Origin of the sequence: Pseudoalteromonas fuliginea (assembly GCF_000690055.1) — a bacterium.
Taxonomy (GTDB): domain Bacteria; phylum Pseudomonadota; class Gammaproteobacteria; order Enterobacterales; family Alteromonadaceae; genus Pseudoalteromonas; species Pseudoalteromonas fuliginea.
In genome coordinates, this window is sequence record NZ_JJNZ01000007.1 from 1 (window position 1) to 21379 (window position 21379).

Sequence of the window (21379 nt, forward strand, 5' to 3'; positions counted from 1 at the left end):
GAATATTTAATATGAAGTAAAAATACAGAGGATTCAATAGGAGTAGGTTGTGATTTTTAACTAATTTTATAAGTAATAACGAGCTATAAGTTTAAGGGTGAACGCGTTATTAGTTTAAACACAGGTATTTAAAATATAATTTGTTAATTAATAATCAACGGGTATAACTAATCAGCTATACGTCTGATATTACTGACCTCCACCATTTTGGGGTTTTGTTACATTTAGAAAAGGTAAGGCGAAGCTAACTAACTGTTTACAGTTGTTTATTTTATAGCTAGGATAAAATCATTGTAATATAAAGACATTTGTCGGTTTGTAAAACGACGAATGTCGTAGACTAAATTTTCAGCTTACTAAGGGAAATATGGAACATTTCGTAGAACTAGTTAAAGCATTAGCATGGCCTGTTGCAGTTATTTGGATTGCATACATATTTCGTGCTGAAGTACGCCAGTTATTGGGGCGGGTATCATCTTTTAAATATAAAGATGTTGAAGCAAGCTTTGAAAAGAGTCTAAGTAAAGCTGAGAATAGTGCTAAAAATATTGCCAAGCCTAAAGTAAATGAATCTGAAACTGACTTAAGTCAAAAAGAACAATTACTTCGTATTGCTGATGTTTCTCCAAGAGCAGCCGTCGTCGAAGCATGGACATTAATTGAAACGGCAGCAATGAAAAGCGGACTCTCGACTGGTACAGCAATTAAACGAACTAATCCTAAAATGATTTTGGATCACCTGTCAGCATCTGGTAAGTTTTCACCTGATAGTTTGGAATTAATTAATCAATTACGACAAATCAGAAACAAAGCAAGTCACTTACCTGATTTTGCCGTCAAACAATCAGAAGCAGAGCGTTATTTAGACTTGGCAGTTAAGAGTGCAGCTGTTATTGGTGCAACCGTAATTTAGCAACCATTAAAAAATTAAAGTGACTGTCCTGCTAAATCACTGCGGTGAATATAGGGATAAATAAATTGACCTTACGGGGTCAACGGAGGCAAGCGAAAGTGAACGCCCAATGGCAACTGTATTGCCTTGTTCATAATATAGAAAAGCTGCAAAACACGATGCATTAAGAGAGGCAACCCCTTTTAAGCCAAAATAAAGCCACTGAAACACCCGTAAATCCCTCCAAAACTCGAATAAAACCCACACTAAACACTTTTTAATATTCTGCGTAAAAACACAGTAATCAATTGAACCAAAATAGGAACTCAGCTATGGTTTGTTTATCAATAAAAATAAATAAAAAACGAGTTAATCTACAGGCTCGTTATGCATCTTTCGTATTTTGTTCCTAAATTAATTATGAGTATTATTTATGCCTGTATTTATTAGCTATTCACATGAAAATAAAGAGTTCGTTGACCAATTGGCAATGCAATTGGTACAACAAAATGTACACATCTGGCTTGATCGTTGGGAATTAAGTTTAGGTGATTCAATTATTGATAAAGTCCAAGATGCGGCTGATGGGGCAAGTGCTTTATTAGTTATTTTATCAAATGCCTCAGTGGCTTCTGAATGGTGTAAAAAAGAACTTTCAGCTGGATTACTACGCGAACTTGAAGAAAAACGAGTTGTTGTAATGCCTGTTTTGTTAGAAGACTGTAAAGTTCCGCTTTTTGCTCGTGGTAAGCTTTATGCTGATTTCCGCTCAAATTTTGATGATGGTTTAAAAACAGTTATTGATGGCATTGCAAAAGTTACTAATCCTTTTATGAATCGTATTAGCGCACCTGAATACCATACTGATTGGTCTATAGATTGGGGTGATGTGAATGGTAATTTTGCATTAATAATTAATTTTGTAGAACAAGCAAAGGATCAACCATTTACGGTATTAACAAATATTGAGCTACTAGCATCTCCTGCTGCGACGCTAAAGTATCATCAGATATCTCAAGCTGAAAATGAAGAAGTTGCACGGGCTTCAATTATTACAACCGTCCATAATTATTTGTCACGTAAAAGCGATCTAAAACCTAGATTGTCTTCAGAATATGAAAATGTTGAAAGACTTGAAATACCTGGTGATGAGGTACATGAAATATATTCTCTACGAATTGGCACAAGACGCTTAGGCGAAGATACGGGTAAGGATATTTTGGTGAATGTTTCAAACCTTATTTCGCAAGCTCATGAGCACATGACTAGCGTGTTGAAAAGTCCCGTAACAGAAGTATAACAATAGTTTTCAAGTGGACATTTTACCGCGCACCATCGCTTCGCGATTTTAGCACACAGTAAATTGCAGCTTAAAACGGAGTTATGTAACTCATTAGCTTAGTTCATCATTCATATTTCTTATTATTGGTAGTTAAAATGTTAGGTCCAAAATATTCTGTAGAAGCACAAAAAGGGGAATTAGGTGTTCAGCGAGTTTCAAATATAATCTTTGAAAATTTAGGTTGGATCTTCAAAAGAACCCCTCAAGAGTTTGATTTTGGAATAGATGGCCAAGTTGATTTGGTAGATATTAACGGTACCGTTACGGGTCAAACTTTTGCAGTTCAAATAAAATATGGTAAGTCTTTCCTAAAAGAAAAAAATAGATGGGGATATATTTACCGTGGAGAGCTGAAACATATAAATTACTTGTTAAATTACCCATTACCTGTATTTATCATGTTATGCGATCCTGATTCAAATGATGTTTATTGGGAGTTATTTGATGTTGCTAAAACAGATAGAACACCTGCGGCATGGAAAATGTCTATTTCCAAGAAACAAGTTTTGGCGGATAGCAAAAAATCAATTACTTCTTTGTTGCCTGATGTTACTGATCACACAGATGAGTTGGAAAAATATTGGCTCATCAATGATGTTATAACTAAACATACAGATAGCTTTCACATAGTTATTTCAAGAGAATGGATTGAATCAAGTGATATATCAGAAGTCGCAAGTCAATTTGATAGATTTCAAGTTTCTCGGGAATTAGCATTTAAAAAGAAAAGTAACGTTGAAGTTTCATTTTACGGGTATGAATCAGACCCTCGTGAATTATTTGAAATTCCAGAAGTAGTACACTTTTCAAAAATATTAGCTGAGAAGTTACCTTTATTTTTTTATTGTGACCCTTCGAGCAATTTATGTGGTTTAAAGTCAATAGCGCTGTGTTGCGCCAAAGCACAGCTTATTAATAGCATTCCCCCCCAAGTCAAAATCGACAAGCATGCACTTATACAATTTGTTCATAAACAGCATGAGCTGCTTAATAAAGTAACTGATTGGCTAGAAATGACAGGAGATGAAAATGAGGAAATTTGTATTCCTATATATGAGCTTCTTGGAATGGCGTAAAGTTACATAACAACATGCCCTGAGGTGGACAGCAAGCGCTAAAGCTCACTTTCCACCGCAAATTTTAACAGCGGTGATCCCTTACTTTTCAATGCGGTTAAGTAAGTTGATTCATTGTAGGGCGTATGTATTTTCCTTTGGCTTCTTGCTGCAGATAATAGGCTTTTGCCCAAAATGAATAGCGCACAGATAATCCTGCCCATTCCGCAAATGTTTGCCTTAAAAACTTAGTGCATGAGTACCGCCAGTGTATCCATTCTTTCTTGCCACTGCGTTCGGTTACTGGAGCAATGCCTGCGTATTTTTGTATGTCAGAGGCGCACTTATAGCGGTCACGATTTGATCCCATAGCGGCTAATAATCGAGGTGCTAATTGTGGCCCCGCCCCAAGTAAACTATCAAAAATAGCGCGATCTGTATGTTGCTTATAAAGTGTTTTAATTTCGTCATCAAATCGTGTTATTGCCAACATCAGCTGTTTAAGTTGCGGAACGAGGCATTCAATAAGCAATAAATTTGGCGTGATCACCGCCATATCTTCGGTGAGTATTTCAACCAATTAAAATGACACCTATCCTAATTTTTGCACTTTTCGGACAAATTGAGATGACATCCATCCTAAATTCTCTATCTTGAGCATCCTGATCAAAAAATATTAAACGATAGAGGAGCATTGGGATCGTGGATGGCACGGACGGCTGCGAAAGTTAGTAGTGCTTAATTTCAATACTAATCCACTTTGCAAAACGTATTAAATTTTCGATTCACATGTTTAGTTAAAAGTTGTTTGTTTGCGGTCTGAATTGCAGACTCGAATATCAAGTTAGGGTAATATATTAGCTCGATTTATAAGTAGGTAGTGTTATGGATAAGCTTAAAAGCGTCGACTTGTTACTGGGCCAAGCTATCGAAACGGTAGTTGATACTTCAAAACTAATTGAAGATTCTAGTTCATTGGATACGCGGAAAAATATGGTTGATATTGGCACAGCAATTCACTCTTTGTGGGAAATAAGAACTCGTATCTATGAGATAGACCCTTCGTTAACTCCGGATGTAGTAAACGACTTCAAATCCAACGAATTAGACTTTAACCGACTGGATGAATTAGCTTCCAAAGCTGAGGGGTTTGAAGGGAATGGTGATTTGGATAGTGCTCGAAATTATTATATGAAATTACTAAAAGAATCATCGCTAAACCATTTCAGATTGTTAGCTGAAGCAGGTTTGTATAGGACCACTGCGACCAATAAATAGTGAAATTGTTTACATCGGTTAATCAGCCACTTAGAACTTTTCGTTACAACTGATTTGCTATAGATTCTATATGAATATTTTGGTCTGTGTACCGAATGATTGAAGCTACAAGTCGGTTATCAAAGTGGTGAGTATCGAAACCTCGACTGACAAACCATGAACGAAGCGCTTGTTTCCGAGACTAATACCTCATATGACGTTTACCTTGCGGGCCACCATACGGAGGATGATAGTTGTAAAAGACTCCTATTCAGTGGAATTGGCCTCTAAGCTGTATTAGTGTGATTACCAAGGGATTCTGTCGGTCTAATTACCGAGCGACTTTGCCGTAGTGACCTTAGCAAGTAATACCTATTTGGGCAATCTGATCGAAACAAAAAAAACGAAACACAGATCAATAATTGTCTTATTCGAAGGTATCTACCACTGCTAAAGCACTCGTTCGTATGATTTAGGAATTTGTATCAAGAGCGCAACAAGCGTCCGTGTCAGAATTCGGAGCTGCTAATTTTTTTCAACACCTTGATTGTTTCCATGTGACTAGACTCCATCTAAGCAATCCCTTATTCTTGAGTTTCTTTTACTAAACAAGCATTTAAATAAGGACATTGAATGACCAAGTATTTCTGCACGATTTTTTTTATTGTCACGGCTTCCTTTAGTGCGTATGCGGATTCATTTAAAGAAAATGCTGTTGAGCGGCATTTACCTTTTCAAAAAATACCAATTTCATCTTCTGTGTTAAATGAAACCGTTGATATCTATGTTCAATTGCCTTTCAAGTATGAAAGTGAATTCAATCAAAACTATCGTTATCCTGTTCTTTACACTTTAGATGCACCTGTAGGGTTGCCTCTTGTATCAGGCGTTCTTGCCCCGCTGAATGGCTACAATAGCGCCCCTCAAATGATCATCGTTGGGATCTCTACTTCCAACAGAGGCAGAGATTTTACACCAACATCTGATCCAAATTACGAAGAGCATAGCGGCGGGGCAGATAAGTATTTAACGTTTATTGAACAAGACGTTATCCCATACATCGAGAAACACTATCGGACAGAAAAATTTAGAATACTCTCTGGGCATTCATACGGCGGGCTGCTTGTGTCACATAGTTTTCATAAAAGGCCAAACTTGTTCCAAGCGCACTTTGCCAATAGTCCCTCTGTGTTCTGGGAGAGCGGAAAAACCGTTAGCGATCTCATTAAGTTCGTAAAAACGAATCCCATGCACAAAAATTTTCTATACATGAATATAGGGAATGAAGGTAACCCAGAATCAGATTCCCCAGAAGGTGTTCAGATGCTCTCAGGGATTCAAAAGATAGAGAGAGAACTTGCGAATTTAAATACACCGAACCTGCGTTACAAATTTGAATACTTTCGAGAAGAGCCTCATCAGAATACACCGATTTACGGGACAATTGGGGCACTCAGAGGTTTGTACCCTCAGTGGTCTATTCCATATGAAACATCAGTTGAAGGCTACGAAAGTGTCCTAGCGCACTTCAAAAAGCTATCAACCCTATATGGGTATCAAATTGAACCAAAATCCTGGCAAATGTATGATGAAGGCATAGGACAACTCACCTACTTAGAAAATCCTGCTGAAGCAATTAAGTATTTTAGCTACAACATCAGTCAGGAGCCATCTGCATATAGCTCTAGGCTTCATATCGTTGACGCCTTTGTAAAACTTGGTAAAAAACAAGAAGCGTTAAAACATTTAAACATTTTGTTGCGCAGAGATGATTTAAGTGATGAGGAACGTCAACAATTGACCGAGAAAAAGTCGAATGTAAATTTGATGTAAGTTTAACCAAAATAGCGTTGACACCCATCCTAACTGTTACGGAAATTGTCAATTAGATCATGATGGCAAGTGAGTTTTATAAATAATGAATCACGTAAAAACTGAGCTACATTAGCAAGATGAAAGTAAAAAGAGAAAGTCAGTAGGTCGATGGCAATTGTACTGCTTTGTTTATTATATAGAAGGGCTGTGTACACGATGCATTGAGAAGGGGAAGCCCTTTTAACCTAAATAAAAGCCACTCAAGTACCCGTAATCCCGTCCAAAACGCCAATTAAAACAACACCAAATTCCCGCTTTATATTCTGCATAAAATACAGTAATCAATTGAACCGAAATAGGAACTCAGCTATGGTTTATCCATCAATAAAAATAAATCAAAACGAGTTATTCTACAGTCTCGTTAGGCACACATGGAGGTTTCGTGAATCTTAATCAAGTTACTTTGCCAGTTAAACACATGGATAAAGCGACTGAGTTTTATTTAAAACTAGGTTTTACCCAAATTGTCGATACTCCCCATTATGTCCGTTTCGAATGTCCTGACGGAAACTCAACCTTTTCACTTTTATTAGAAACTGGTAGTTTTTTAAATGGCGTAGTAATCTATTTTGAGCATGAAAAACTTGATCAGTGGGTATCTGATTTAAAATCTATTGGCATCGAGTTTTATCAAGAGCCAACAGATCAAAGTTATCTGTGGCGTGAAGCAATATTACACGATCCATCAGGTAATAAAATCAAACTGTATTGGGCGGGGAAAAACAGGCTTAATCCACCATGGCGAGTAGATAAGCGCGCCTAGTAAGTAATTTAAATATAATAAAAAAAGCTGGTTAGGTTTTACCTCGTTTCATGTCCCAACCAACTATTTTTGTCCGATCAAGTGGACGTTAAGACTGTGGAATTACTCTTTTTTAAGAAAAACAGCCTGTTTTATGGGTTCCAAATGCATTACCTAATGCTTTAAAAACGATTAGAGTTAATTACAGGAACTCGTTTTTTAATTGAATTTGGCTGTTGGAGTTATTTTACAGTCTCGTTATGAGCCTAGGGTCTGTTGATCTTTCAAGGTTGAATTTGCAGCAGTCTGTTTGGTATTTAGGCAAGGCAGAGCCTATGTAGTGTGGCTATTCCCCATAAATGGGCGATAACGCAGCATTAATGCCAAACAGGCGCTGCCCAAAGAGTTCTTCCTAGGGGCTATTTACTCCTTGTTGCTCGGTTCTTACTTAGCCCACTAGGTTACAAACCTCGCGCCGCGATTAAATAGCCCCTAATTTGAACAAATTTTAATCCGTAAAGATCAACAGACCCTAGGATAATAATGAGAACATTTCAGCTTTTAGGTTTTATACTTGCGATTGTTGGGTTTATTTTAGGCTACGTGATGCTAGCCCCAATTGATGGTGAAGCATCCGAGGCTTCAGCAGGAGGTGCAGGCATAGGCATTATGTTTATGGTGTTACCTATACTTGGTTGGTCTGCGTTAATATTAGTGCCCTCTTCAGTAGCATTGTTCAACCATGAAGTAAGAGAACGCACTTATTTCAGAGGCAATTTTTGGCTAAACCTCTGGAAAGTAAACCTAGTTATTTCTTTTGGATATATTGCCGTTGTCCTATATTTTTCTTACATATGGTTTAAGGACAGCATTGGCAATTAACAAGACTTTAAATGCCTAATACCTTTAATTCATTCTTACCTACTAACATCTAACCCAAACTAAGCACTAACAACCATCAGGTTTAACGCCATTAGCATTAAACCTGATAGCCCAAAATCTACCAAGCAACATTTAATTAGTTGGCATTAAATAGATTTCTCGTACGCTGTTGCGCTGGTTTGCTTCAATAGCAAACAATACCGCGTCGGCTACATCTTGCGGGTCGAGTTTGTCGGGTTTAGCTTCATCAAAAAACGGGGTGTTTACCATGCCTGGTGCTATGGTGGTACAGCGGCCATTCCACTCAGTCATTTCCTCAGCTAAGTTTTGTCCAAACCCGTAAGCAAACCATTTAGTTGCACCGTAAATAGAGCCGCCAATTGGCTTACGGCCAGCAGCAGAGCTGGTTAATATAAAGTGACCTTTGTTTTGACGTAAATGCGGCAGGGTTAATTTTGCAGTCCACAGTAGGGCTTTAATATTTATATCAATCATGGTTGACCACTCATCGGGGTCACCTTTTTCGGTGCCAGCGGTTGAAACGCCCATGCCTGCGTTAGCAAAGGCTACATCTAGTCGGCCAAATTTTTCAATGCCTTTGGTAACCACGCTTTCAAGCGCGGTAAAGTCGGTTGCATCTGCGGCTACGCCCATTGCATTATTTGAGCCTAGCAACTCTACTAACTCAGTTAACTTATCTTCGCGTCTAGCGGTAAGTATTACTTTATGACCATTATTTACAAGAGTTTTTGCGGTTGCTTCGCCAATGCCACTTGAAGCGCCGGTTATGAGTACTATTTTTTCTTTTGCCATAGATAACCTCTTAATGAACGTTAAAAACTTAAAGTCACCATACCAATAAACGATTAACCTACATTGAATAGTCGCTATAAATTAGCCATAAATGGCGGTGTTTTATATTCTAATAACCATGGTTTTTAGGCCGTTATTAAAATTGAAATAAGTGATTAAAAAAGGTAGGTTTAAATTTTTTATTCTATATACTCGCGCCACTTCTTTTGAAGTCGGTTTTTATTAGATTTAACCATTATTTTGCTGAGTTTCAGCCACATTTATCGGAACAAACATGAAAGATAAACTCTTAGCGTTTTGGCAAAGCCATTCAGAAACAATCATCACTTTAGGTTACAAGGTGATTTTAGCGTTGGTGATTTTAGTTGCGAGTGCCTTAATTGCACGCTCGGTTAAAAAAGCGATTAAAAACTCTAAATCCCCGTTAAAAAGAGTGGATAGTACGCTGCTTCCTCTTTTATCGAGTATTGCTGGTTATTTAGTTTATATAATTGGCGGTCTATTTATTTTAGATATTTTTGGCGTAAACACGGCCAGTTTAATTGCGCTAATGGGGGCTGCTGGCTTGGCTATTGGTTTAGCCCTTAAAAATACACTGAGTAATATTGCTGCAGGTATCATGCTGCTAATACTTAGACCTTTTAAAATAGGCGATTTTGTTGATGCCAGTGGCACGCTTGGCACTGTGAGTGAAATAAACTTGTTTACCACTATTTTTAAAACCACCGACGGCCTTTATATAGCATCGCCTAACGGCAAAGTGTGGGGTGGCAATATTAAAAACTTTACCCGTAATGGCAAAAGACGAATGGACATAGTGGTGGGTATTTCGTATGCCGACTCTATTGACGTTGGCTTAAATGTACTTAAAGAATTAGCTGCATCAGAGAGCCGATTACTCGCAGAGCCTGCACCTAAAGTAATGGTGACATCAATAGGCGAAAGCGCAGTGAACATTCAATTACGTGCGTGGGCTGTTAATGGTGATTATTGGCAAACCGTGTGGGATTTAAACAAACGCGTTAAAGAAGCAATTGAAGGTGCTGGGCTGAGTATTCCGTTTCCGCAGCGTACGCTGCATATATCTGAGTCGATGGCCTCAGCAATAACGGTAAGTAATACCAATCCGTAATAATGCTTAATCAATTTGAGGAATTAAATCTGACGCTAACTGCGTTAAAAATTTCTAATATACGGCTGCATGGATGCAGAAAGTAGAGCAATGCAGGAGCAATTAGTAATGACAACTAAATAACGAAATTTTTCCTTGTTATCAACATGATTGCCTTACCTCAAAATAGACCACTTAATTAAGCGAATTGGTATAAGGACGCTTAAATTTTATATTAAGTTTGGTGGTAAATTAGTATGACGTTTATTTTAATTGCTACAGATAGATCAGGAAATCTACTTTTTTAAGATAAAGCAATATTACGGCTAATAAAGGCATAAAAAGTTAACCCTATATGGGTAAACGAAAGTGAATTTATATACTTTATTATATGACGAGTTTGGTGATATTAACGATTCAATAATACATGAATCGTATTGCATTTAAATCACATAGCTTTATTTATAAATGTTTTTATTCAATGGTATAGAGTTAAACTAGCAGGCCATTGATACCACCAAAACTATTACCGTATCGGTTCCAACCTAGGCCGAATGCGTTTGCTATATCTAAATATACATTCGACATTCCTGCGTTATTCGCATTAATTGCAATACCTCTATTAATTGCATTACCCGCACCGCCTGCTAGGTATACTCCGGGGTTTTCTTGCTGGTGATTTCCGCCGCCCACCTCTGACATGACTAGTATTAAAGTGTTGTCGAGTAAGGTTCCACCATAAGCGGTATCGGGTCGAGCAGCGAGTTGATCCATTAAGTAACTGACCATTATATTATACCAGCGCGTTTGAGCATTAAATAAATTGGACTCGTTGTGCGAACTAACATGCGAGCGGGTTTCATTCCAGTAAAGTCGTGCACCACTGCCAAATTCGCCCATATAAGGGCGAATACTTGGAAAGTTAATTTGCAAAGATTCATCTTGTGCGCCCATAAATTGAAAACCTGCAGTACGTGTTACATTGGCTTGAAATGCCATTGCGATATTACGCATTTGTGCTTGAGCAACGGCTTCAGCTTCCTCATTTATACCGCTCATACCTACGTTAGGGCGGCTAAAACCAGTGCCATCGCCAATGTCGAGTGAACTATTTAATACATTTTTATAGTAGTCAAGAGATGCTTCGTGTGTGAGTAGCTTACCTTGCTGTTTTATATTTAAAGTGTTGTTTTTTAATAGATCAAGGTTTTCGTGAAGCGACTCTATTACTCTTTGACGACGTAGGTCGACAGGTGATAAGCCGTCTTGATTATCACTGTTAACAACATCAGCGAGTAGATTGTCATAGATCATTTGTGGATTATCGGGCACGTCAATTTTGTTGCGATTAATATTGGTAAACGGCATGTATTCGGAGCCTTTAGCCTTACTTGACCAACAGCCAACGTGTAGATTGTTGGTTAAGTTACCGCCCAGTGCATTACCTATTTCACTGTCAAATGAAGGGGCACCATCTACACCACCAGAAAAAATACCACGACACGCTTCTGGGTGGCCTGAGCTACCACCTTGGCCTGCATAGGTTAGATTTTTGATGGGAACTAAGTTGTTTATATGCTTGTTTAATGAACTCAGTGGGCTGGTGTCTAAACTGCTGGCACTTAATCCTCCAATATCATATGAATGCCATTTATCACGGACACACCCATTAGGGTAAAATACCATAATAAAGCGTCTAGCTTCACCGGCAGCAGCAAAGACTTTAGGTGCGAACGCAAATTGGCTAGCAAAGGCTGTGGTAAGCCCCGCTTTGGCTAGTATGCGGAGAAAATCACGACGTTGCATTTTATTTTTTAAAAACTTCATTTTGATGCCCGCTCCATTATTTGCGTAAGGTGTAGTTTTTGGTTTGAGTAAACTGGATCATCAGATCGAGTAAGGTTGCGTTTGGGTCATCTTTAAATAGCTGGCCTAATACTTGTACTGTGCAGGTGTCCTCGTTGGTTTCGCGTTGACCACGGGTATAGCGATACCACTGACGTGCGTAACACGATTTACCGTGCGCGCTGTCCGCGATTAATTCAGCAAGTTCATCAATGCCTTGATAGGGAACTACGGGTTCGCTGGCTGATAGGAAAGTTTCAGCTGAGAATAAACTGCCAATGTAACCTGATGAGTCAATAAATTTAACTTGCCCATCGCCAGTGGTTTCGGTTGTGGTATAAACTCCGATCTCGTTGTAGTTTTCAAATCCGAACCCTATCCCGTCAATGTATTGGTGGCACGACTGACAATCATTTTGTAAATGAGCGGTTTCAAATCGTTCTCGTACCGTTAAACTTGGGTCGTCTTGTGGCTTTAATACTGCCCCAATAGGTGGCGGTGGGAAGTCTTGACACATGAGATTACGGCGAACAAATAGTCCTCGTTTCACTGGATGCGTTTTTTCTGATGCAGATTGCAAAGTTAAAATCCCAGCATGGCCTAATATGCCTCGACGTTCACTGTTACCTGCATCTACCTCGTTACTTTCGCCAGTGCCATCGTTGTAATTGACTTGCTGCCATTGGTCGCCACCAGACCACTGCAAGCCATAATGTTCTGCTAATTGCTGGGTCATAAAGCTATAATCTGCTGTGAGTAATTCGCGATATTGCCCTCCACCAAATACAGTACGACGCACAAATTCAATGGTCTCTTGTTTCATATCTGCTTTTAAGCTGTCGCTAAGTGTCGACGTTTTAATATCCTTGTCTAGGTCTAGCCAGCCTGTAATAAAACGTTCGAAAGTTGTTTCTGCACGAGCATCTTGTAGCATGTTGCCAAGTGTTGCGGCAATTTGCGTAGGGGTACTGAGTTCGCCTGCATCAGCCTTTGCCATTAGTTCGGGGCTTGGTGTTGTTGCCCAGTATGTATACGATAGCAAGGTGGCGATTTCGTAATCAGTTAGTTCAAAATAACCAGCGCCATTGCTCTCGCCTACTTCTGAGCGATATAACATTGCTGGGGCTGATAGTATTGCTGACAACACGCCTATATTGCCATGCTCATTATAAACCGAGGTCAAGTCGGTTAATTCCGTTGGCGTTAACGGACGACGAAATGCGCGTTTTCCAAAGTCATTAATAAAACAGCTGATATCGTTACAATTTAAAGTCAAACTATAAATATTATCGACCATCATAGCGGCTGTTTCTGCTGCAACAACGTAGCCTTTTGCGTAATCATTGGTAAATAAAGTATTGGCACTGGTTTTGAAACCGTTTACTGGAATATCCGCAGGGATACGACCAGAGGTGACATCTACGTTGTTTTCCAAGGCGAATAAATCACGAATTGAATTGTTGTATTCTAAAGTCGATAGCAAACGATAGCTGCGATTTTGAGGAATTAAGTCATCTAAGTCAGTTGAATTACATATGTTAGTTGGGGCCGTGTAAGCTTCGGCTAAAATTAAGCTCGCGGTAGATGTGGCACAGTCACCAGTACAAGCTGCTGCATTACCGAATGGCATATTGTTTTCGATATAAGCCGTTAAGCTGTTTAAGTCATAACGATTAATAGCATTAAGTAAGGACTTTCCTCCGATATTTTGAGCGCCATCACTGCCGTGACAACCTGCGCACCCTTGATTATTATAAAACGTACGTCCCGTTAGATAAGGGTCGCTTACGCTATTAAATACAGCTAACAAGGTGTATGACAATGCATCACCCACTACTAATTGTGTATTCTCTTGACTTGGGTTGACTAAGTAAGCGACACCAGAACCTTCCCAGCCAGAAAATTCAAGCCCAGTGGCTGCGGCGTCTGCATTGATATTGACGACTGTACCGGTGGCAAAGAGCTTACCTGATAAATTGGCACTGTTATTTAAAGTAACCGTGCCATTACCGACCTGAACTTGGCTCCCTGTTTCAACTCCATTACTGGTAGGTGCGGCGGTTAACCATGTATCGTCGTACCACATTGGGCTGGCAATATTAGCCGTTAAATCAGCTGTTTGATTTACTCCGTTATTGCTGAATATTATATTAATATTCCCATTACTGTTTGCCCATGTGGCTGGGAGTGTTAAGCGCAGCCATGTATCACCAAATAAGTTGGCAGACGTATTTAACTCGTTTCCCGGCCAATCTGCTGATCGAGTTGTTAATGTCGCATTTTCATTAGACCAAATATAAGCACTTGGTGTATCCCAATTACTTGGCACATTAAAGTAAACATATTGCCCAGCACCTTGGTTAACAACTGTTACGCTCGCTGTTTGTGTTTGATAGGTTGCAGTAACAATGGCAGTACCTGCCGTATTACCCGCAGTCATTAGCCCTGTTGAGCTGACACTGACAATAGAGTCGTCACTGGTTAACCAGTTTGCGGCTAAGGTGATGCCTTCATTTTCGCCATTCGTGTAAGCTACAGCTGCTAATTGCTGGCTTTCACCCGCAATTAGGTTTGGAAGGGGTGTACTTATAATCGAAATTTGATCTATTGGATCGGCGTTTTTTGTGGTTGTATTCGTGGTCACCGCGATACTATCAGTATTCGTGCCACTGGCAATTAGCTGATAATAATAGGTTGTGTTGCTCGTTAGGCCGTTATCAAAAAATTCATTGCTGTTTTGGCTTAATGTTATTATTGGGCTAAAGGGGCCTGCGTTATTAATTGAGCGACTAAGGATGTAGCTTTGTTCGTCATCTGCTACATCATTCCACGTTAAGATGATTGAGTTTGACCCAGTTGAAGTGGCACTAAAATTGGTGGGTTGATTTGGCGCACCAAGCACCGTTATATCAATGCTTCCTATTTGTCCCATATAGTCAGCCCAAACAGTTGTATTACCTGCGTTACCGGCCGTTGAGGTGACAATTGGTTCACTCCCTAAAGGGTTAAGTATCTCAGTATTACTTGATGACCATGTAACAGGGTTGGTTGGTATGCTTTCAAATCCATTATCGTACATTGCATATGTGGAGAGTGTGACGCGGCTGTTTGGTACAATAGCAGTTTCGTCAATGGGCTCATCCAGTGCTACGATTAAGCCTGTTTGTGTTGCACTTTGTCCGTCTATCCAATCTGCAATTAGTTGGGCTGCAAGTGGATTCGTTAATGTGCTTCCTTTAGGCATGCGGTTGGCATCGTCTGTTTGATAGATATGTAATAAACTAGCGCTATGGTTAAAAGGTAACATGCGATAAACATCGGAACGTTTAACATTCATAATATCCATTTTGTTAACTGGCGTATCGTAATTTAAATCCATTAGGCTGCCATCATGACAGTGAGCACAGTTGGTATCTAAATAAGCACGCGCTCTTTTGTCTAAGTTAGCACTCGTATTTTGTGGATCTGGGTACGCAGTAAAGCTGTCTGCGCTAGCAATAGGGGGACCAAACAAGGCGAGTTGATTAAAAAGATTGATTTGATTAGCAACCACGCCTTGATAATTAAAATCACGATTTAATTGCGCAGTGCTTATTGCAAGCGGTTCTTTACTGCCAGTACCTAAATGGCATGAGGTACATTCAGCGCCTGATCTTACTTGGCGTATTATGTTACGCAGTGAGCCATTATAAAATTGCTCAACCGTTTCGTTAAACGCTTGTGTGACTAAATTGGCATCAGTACCTTGTGCGTTCCAGCGGTAATTTGCCGATGCCCAGTTGCCTGCATTTTGCTTAAATAAAACAGAGGTTTCAAAGGGGGTCGATCTTGTCGTACTGTCTTCAGTTGATTCTATCTGGGTCGGCAAAGATAGGTGTTTAACCAATACGCTGCCAATGGGTAAATTCCAAATATCATCAGGGTTAAATTCGACCACACTCTCATTAGGAATAGCAACAAAATGACGGGCTATTAAGCCGTCGAACCAACCGTCAGAGTTTACATCGTATTCTATCACGCCATGGACCGGGTATTGATGAATTAAATCGGCAAATAATCCCGTTTTTGATAGTTTATTAGGAATAACAGCTGCTTGCGCATCGCTGTCAACCATTCGGTAAATAATTGATAATCCGCCGTACTCTGCGCCATGCGAAGTGACAAATATAGCCTCGCCACTCATATCGGTGCCAAAAGATGAAATATTACCCGCAAAGGCATCGCTCACTAGCTGGTTTGTGTCGCCTTGAACAGCAGACCAAATCTTTTTACTGACATAATCACCGTATATGAAACGCCCATTTAGCGCGGGGAATGCAGTGCCACGGTAAACGAATCCGCCAATAATAGAGACTGATCCTGTATCATGTGCATAACCACCAACAGGTGCAATTAAATCATTACTGCATGTTCGTGTATTATTTGGATCTCCCCCATCACTCCCTCTGTGATTAAGCCCTTCACAAATAGGCCAGCCATAGTTACCACCCGCTTCAATAATATTGATTTCTTCAAATCCAGCTTGCCCAACCTCGGTTTGCCACAGTAAGTAAGGTGCTTCACTGTCAAAGCTAAATCGCCAAGGGTTGCGGTGACCATATGACCAGATTTCGTCACGCACATTAGCATCATCTATAAATGGATTGTCGGATGGGATATCGTAATACAATCCTTTGATGTTAGGTGTTTCGCGCATAATAAGGCGAATAAAGCTGCCACGTAAATTAGTGGTTTGTTGTGAGCTATTATTAGTTCTTGGATCGGGTTGAGTAGGTGTAATGGCTGTATCACCGTATGCACCATCGCCAATACTCATATAAAATTCACCTGTTACGGGGTGAAATTGCATCATACTGCCTTTATGATCAGGACCAGGCTGCGGTATGCGTAATACCTCAACACGAGCACTTACTTGTGTTGGATTACTAGCATCATTTAAAGTAATTCGCTCTAGTACGCCATCACCAAAGGCGCCGTTATCACTTTCTGTATCGCTATTACCTTCAATATAATAAATATAAGCAAAACGATTACTTGCAAAATTAGGGTGAAATGCAATCGCAAGTAAACCTTGTTCGTGATAATCGCGGACCTCACTACTAATGTCGATGAGTGTATTTACTTGCACGCTAGTCACGTTTGAATTGTTAGGGAAAACAAATACCTTACCTGACTTATCGACCACATAAATTAAGTCATTTAGACCGTCATTGGTCACCATAACCGGCGAGCTAAAGGCGTCATTTAGTGCAGGAAAAGCGAATTCGTATTTATAATTACCAGACGATACATTTCCTGTAAGTGGGAAATTTAGGGGAGCTGAGAGTTTAGGCCTTTCTGGCATACCTTGCGTGACATTTACGACTGTTAGGTTAAACGAGTCTTGATTACCATTAGCCAAGGTAACAGTCACATTGAATGTCCCTGTTGTACTTAGGGTTGGCGTAATGACACTTGCCCCTGTTAAAGTGCCAGTCCACGCTGTACTTTGCCAGCTTGCGTTATCAATATTACCCAATGAATCAGCACTTTCAGCAACTGTTAACGCTATTTTTGTATTCACATTGACGCTGCGATCGCCGCCCGCATGGACGTTTGAAGTTATCAACATGCCACATGAGGCTAAGCTCATCCATTCATTATTTTTATAACAGGCATTGGGCGTAATCATGGCTAAATCGTTAGTTTGGCCATTACCAATGCCATTATTAAAAATAACGTTCATTGAAGTTAATTCAACCATTGGATCGTAGCAGACATACTCGCCGACTTGCGTCATTGCTTCACCTGGCCAGTTAAAATTATCCAGTGTGTCAGCAGGTGTCGAGTCCCACATGTAAATAGTGGGGGTTTGATAATTAGCCGTATTATCGTAGCAAATACTCGTTGCGGTGACCGTTTGTGTATTTTTGGGAATAACGGTGACCACTATTATATCACTGCTGGTTGCGCCTTGATTATCAGTTACGGTTAAAGTAACCGTATAACTTCCCGGCGTGTTGTAAACAGCTAAAGGAGATATTCCCGTTAACTGATTACTCCAATTGTAGTTTGTAATATTACCATCGGGATCAAATGATGCACTGGCACTAAGTGTGAATGTAATGCCTTCAATTACTTCAATATCTTCTCCTGCATTGGCAGTCGGAGCAATGTTAGGGAGTGGGCTCGAGACCGCTAGTGCACAATCAGCGAGCGATTTCCAAGTCCCACTTTGCCAACAATTATTAGGGCTATTCATTAATAAATCAAGCGTTTGTGGATTACCGTCATTACTAAAAATGAGGTTAATACCGTCTATAGGAACCCCTGGGTCATAACAATAAAAACTGCCCTCAATAAACATCTCGTGGCCTGGCCAATTGGTATTGTTAACGGAACCAGTCGGTATTGAGTTCCATAAATGAAGCGTTGGATTGTTGTATTTATTTGGATTATCAAAACAAATTGCGGTGGGGTTAACTGCGGCCAAAAGTGGTTTCGAAACGAAAAGAATAAATAGAGATAATAGGAAAAAAAGTGTATTTAAGGCCAAAAAATAATTAAAAGAGGTAAAGCAACGACATCGCTCAACCTGACGACAGCTCTCACTAATATTATTTGTAGACATTATAACCACCTGCTTAAGACTATTAACTTTCGATAGTTAACAATATCACAACATATTTATTTACAAAAATGAGCGCTCAAAGCAAAAGCAGATAAAAGTAATGAAGAGTTATTCAATTTAATTTTAGTTATATTTGTTTTAAAACATGGTGTTAATTATTATTTTTACGTTATTGATATGCTTTTTATTGCTCGAGAATTAACTTTTTATGCGTAATCTTAAAGTAAGGTATATTCTTTATTAAAACCTTGAAAACAATCGTCTTTTGTTTTTCTTGAGCCGTAATATATTTTATGCATACGTATTCACTGGTTAACATTAAATATTCATTAAGTTAACGTGGCAGGATCGTGGTTACTTCGGTGATATTTTATGTTGGGAGTCTTAACTTGTTAAATTTTAGAAGTGTTATCTCATTTCCTTCACTGTTTCATAAAATGAATAAAGAGCCGTTATTATCTGAGTTGAAGTAACCGTGAAACTAAATTGCTTTGTGATTTTATTCTATATCGACAGAGTATGTTTATTTTTAGAGTTAAAATTGATTCAATGTAGGGACGCTCTAATTGCGGCGAAAGGTCTGTAATTTAGTGAACTTTATGATACCAATTTTATTACAAATATGGTCATTTTAACGTGTTAGACAACTCATTAAATACTTTAAATTATTCATATATAACAATCAACTACCAGAGTTTAGGTCATTGTTAATATGCTGTTTTATAGCGCTATAATGGGCCGCTAATTTCATAAAGTTAGCATAACTGATCTTGCGTTATTCCATCTCACAAGGGATTGAGTGAAAATCGGGTAATAAAGAGCTAATCGCCCCTAGAACGAACCCAAAGGCACCGCATGTTTGGCATTTATACTGCGTTATTACCTCTTTATGAGGAATAACTACTCGAAATAGGCGTGGCCTACTAAACACCAAACACGTTACTGCAATTTAATTTCGAAAGAGCTTTCTCAGTTTAAATTACGATTGATTAACCTTCTAATTGAAAGTCGTACACTGAACCTAAATTTAGTAGCTGCGTTAGCTCATCAAGTGCTTGGTAGCTTTCGGTGAGTAGCGCTGAGTCTGCAAAGTCACTTGCGCCTAATTTGTCGCGGTAGTTACGTTTTGCCCAGTCACACAGTTGTGTGTATTTAGTATCAGTTAAAATAACCTCTGGGTTTACTGCAGCAAGTTCTTGCTCGTTAAGGGCTACACGTAAACGCAAGCAAGCTGGGCCGCCGCCATTTTGCATACTTTGGCGTAAATCAAAAAACTGTACTTGGTTTACTGGGTTATCAGCCATGATCATTTCTTCAATGTAGGCGTTAACTGCGCTGTTGCGTTTACATTCTTGTGGTGCAACTAACAGCATTGAACCATCTTCAAGGCTCACTAACTGGCTATTAAATAAGTAGCTACTTACAGCGTCGGTAATGCTTACTTTATCGGTAGGTACTTCAATAATATAAAATTCTTTATTGCCCACATACGCTTCGCGAATATCTTGCAGTGCCAAAGCTTGGTTTAAAAATGCTTGCTGGTGGCACAGTAATACGTTGGCGTTACCTACTGCAATTACATCGTTATGAAACACACCTTGGTCTATTACGTCTGGATTTTGCTGTAGTAAAATTTGGCTTGAATCTTTTAAGTTATGTAAGCGACAAATAGCTTCTGAGGCTTCGAGTGTTTGCCTTGCAGGAAATTTAGCTGGTTTTGGTAATTGGCTGTTAAACGCGCTGGCACCAAATACAAACATTTCAAGGCCTTGCTCGCCGTGGCTGTCACAAAAACGAGTATGGTTTGCTGCACCTTCGTCGCCAAAAAAGCCTTGGTCTGGCAAATGAGTATGGTGCGCAAAGTATTTGTCGTTATTAAACATCGCTTTTAATAAGCGTGTAGTGGTTGCAGGCTCTAATGAACGATGAAACTTATTATTTAAATTAGCTGAAGTAAAATGTACTTTGCCGTCGGTTGTATCAGGAGATGGCGATACCGTAGCGGCATTGGCTGTCCACATTGCTGACGCTGAATAACACGCGCGTAATAAAATAGGATCAGCTTTAAATGCTTTATGAATTACTTGTGCATCGTTACCGGTAAAGCCTAAGCGGCGCAGTACGTTTAAGTCGGGGCGCGCATGAGGGGCAAATACACCTTGAGTTAGGCCTTTGTCGTGCATGGCTTTCATTTTTTCAAGGCCTTGAAGCACAGCCTCTTGAGGATTTGAAAAGCTTGCTGCGTTATTTAACGAGGCAACATTACCATACGATAAACCAGCGTAGTTGTGAGTAGGGCCAACTAAGCCATCAAAATTAACTTCCAAAGCGTGCATACACGTTCCAACTAAAAATTTTCAATAGGATGCAACAATACAACGCAATAGGGCTGCTTGCAAAGTTATAAACGAAGTGTTTTTGCTAATTTTTTCGATGTTTTTAAATGTGGAGTTTATTACAAGGGGGTTGTTCTTATATTGAACAATTAATTTGAAGTTTAATTAAAATGCACACATAAATTTCATAGTGTGCAAAAGCTTAGCCTAAAGTAGGTTTTTACATTTAAGCTTTATGCCAAGCCTTTACACAATACGATGTTACTTAACATAGACGCGCTCTTTGTCAGCGGTGGTATGGGTATTTGTTGGATCATTAACTTGCCAAACGCTAATGTCTAAACGCCATAAAAGGTAAAGGGTATGGTATAAGTTGAACATGGTTTTTCCTTGGTATTTTCACTGAACACATCAGTTTATAGGAAGAAGTATGCCAACATTAACTTGAATATTTTATGAATAGAAATCAGGTGTTTAGTATTTAAGTGTAAATACATACTTAAGGATTAGCACCAAAGAGGTGAAATATTACTAAAAGATGCACCAACGTGGTGTGTTTTTAACAAAAAGCCATGCAACTATTGGGTCACTTAAACGTGCAAGGCTTTTTAAAAAATGT

At 39.3% G+C, this 21379-nt stretch carries 12 protein-coding genes and 2 pseudogenes; 9 read left to right on the forward strand and 5 right to left on the reverse strand.

Annotation, left to right across the window (positions count from 1 at the left end; genetic code table 11):
• The first annotated feature begins 367 nt into the window (after window positions 1–367).
• From DC53_RS18485 to DC53_RS21470, 4 genes and pseudogenes are all read left to right on the forward strand, one after another.
• Complete coding sequence (locus tag DC53_RS18485; RefSeq protein ID WP_033028433.1) at window positions 368–913, forward strand: hypothetical protein; 546 nt, start codon at window positions 368–370, stop codon at window positions 911–913.
• A 44-nt stretch (window positions 914–957) separates the two neighbouring features.
• Window positions 958–1080, forward strand: a pseudogene (locus tag DC53_RS22930) (transposase); the annotation flags it as partial.
• 245 nt (window positions 1081–1325) lie between these two features.
• Window positions 1326–2192 carry a toll/interleukin-1 receptor domain-containing protein gene (locus DC53_RS18480; RefSeq protein ID WP_045984500.1) on the forward strand — a complete coding sequence of 289 codons (867 nt, stop codon included), beginning with the start codon at window positions 1326–1328 and terminating at the stop codon, window positions 2190–2192.
• Between the two features lie 137 nt (window positions 2193–2329).
• The gene (locus tag DC53_RS21470; RefSeq protein ID WP_065427715.1) at window positions 2330–3310 is read left to right on the forward strand and encodes a DUF4365 and DUF1817 domain-containing protein; all 981 of its coding nucleotides are present in this window, start codon (window positions 2330–2332) and stop codon (window positions 3308–3310) included.
• Between the two features lie 38 nt (window positions 3311–3348).
• Here the strand turns inward: DC53_RS21470 and DC53_RS0120285 are convergent.
• Window positions 3349–3863: pseudogene (locus tag DC53_RS0120285) on the reverse strand (IS110 family transposase); the annotation flags it as partial.
• 311 nt (window positions 3864–4174) lie between these two features.
• Here DC53_RS0120285 and DC53_RS18475 point away from each other — a divergent pair.
• The 4 genes from DC53_RS18475 (at window position 4175) to DC53_RS18465 (ending at window position 8045) form a co-directional block, all read left to right on the forward strand.
• On the forward strand, window positions 4175–4567 hold the full coding sequence (locus DC53_RS18475) for a hypothetical protein (RefSeq protein WP_033028434.1): 393 nt from the start codon (window positions 4175–4177) through the stop codon (window positions 4565–4567).
• Between the two features lie 612 nt (window positions 4568–5179).
• Window positions 5180–6379 (forward strand): alpha/beta hydrolase-fold protein, encoded by a 1200-nt coding sequence (locus tag DC53_RS21340; protein ID WP_050484113.1) that lies wholly within the window; start codon window positions 5180–5182, stop codon window positions 6377–6379.
• Window positions 6380–6803: 424 nt separating this feature from the next.
• Window positions 6804–7184 carry a VOC family protein gene (locus DC53_RS18470; protein ID WP_033028435.1) on the forward strand — a complete coding sequence of 127 codons (381 nt, stop codon included), beginning with the start codon at window positions 6804–6806 and terminating at the stop codon, window positions 7182–7184.
• A gap of 522 nt (window positions 7185–7706) precedes the next feature.
• On the forward strand, window positions 7707–8045 hold the full coding sequence (locus DC53_RS18465; protein ID WP_033028436.1) for a hypothetical protein: 339 nt from the start codon (window positions 7707–7709) through the stop codon (window positions 8043–8045).
• Window positions 8046–8177: 132 nt separating this feature from the next.
• Here the strand turns inward: DC53_RS18465 and DC53_RS18460 are convergent, their stop codons facing one another.
• The gene (locus DC53_RS18460; protein WP_033028437.1) at window positions 8178–8858 is read right to left on the reverse strand and encodes an SDR family oxidoreductase; all 681 of its coding nucleotides are present in this window, start codon (window positions 8856–8858) and stop codon (window positions 8178–8180) included.
• 274 nt (window positions 8859–9132) lie between these two features.
• Between DC53_RS18460 and DC53_RS18455 the strand changes: the two genes are divergently transcribed.
• Window positions 9133–9990 carry a mechanosensitive ion channel family protein gene (locus tag DC53_RS18455; protein ID WP_033028438.1) on the forward strand — a complete coding sequence of 286 codons (858 nt, stop codon included), beginning with the start codon at window positions 9133–9135 and terminating at the stop codon, window positions 9988–9990.
• Window positions 9991–10461: 471 nt separating this feature from the next.
• On the opposite strand, the gene DC53_RS18450 is transcribed toward DC53_RS18455, so the two are convergent.
• The 3 genes from DC53_RS18450 to astB form a co-directional block, all read right to left on the reverse strand.
• On the reverse strand, window positions 10462–11796 hold the full coding sequence (locus tag DC53_RS18450) for a DUF1552 domain-containing protein (protein WP_033028439.1): 1335 nt from the start codon (window positions 11794–11796) through the stop codon (window positions 10462–10464).
• A 16-nt stretch (window positions 11797–11812) separates the two neighbouring features.
• A complete protein-coding gene (locus tag DC53_RS18445) occupies window positions 11813–18286 on the reverse strand; it encodes a starch-binding protein (RefSeq protein ID WP_239462833.1) in 6474 nt (2157 codons plus the stop codon).
• 1127 nt (window positions 18287–19413) lie between these two features.
• A complete protein-coding gene (gene astB, locus DC53_RS18440) occupies window positions 19414–20760 on the reverse strand; it encodes an N-succinylarginine dihydrolase (protein WP_004334492.1) in 1347 nt (448 codons plus the stop codon).
• Between the last annotated feature and the right edge of the window lie 619 nt (window positions 20761–21379).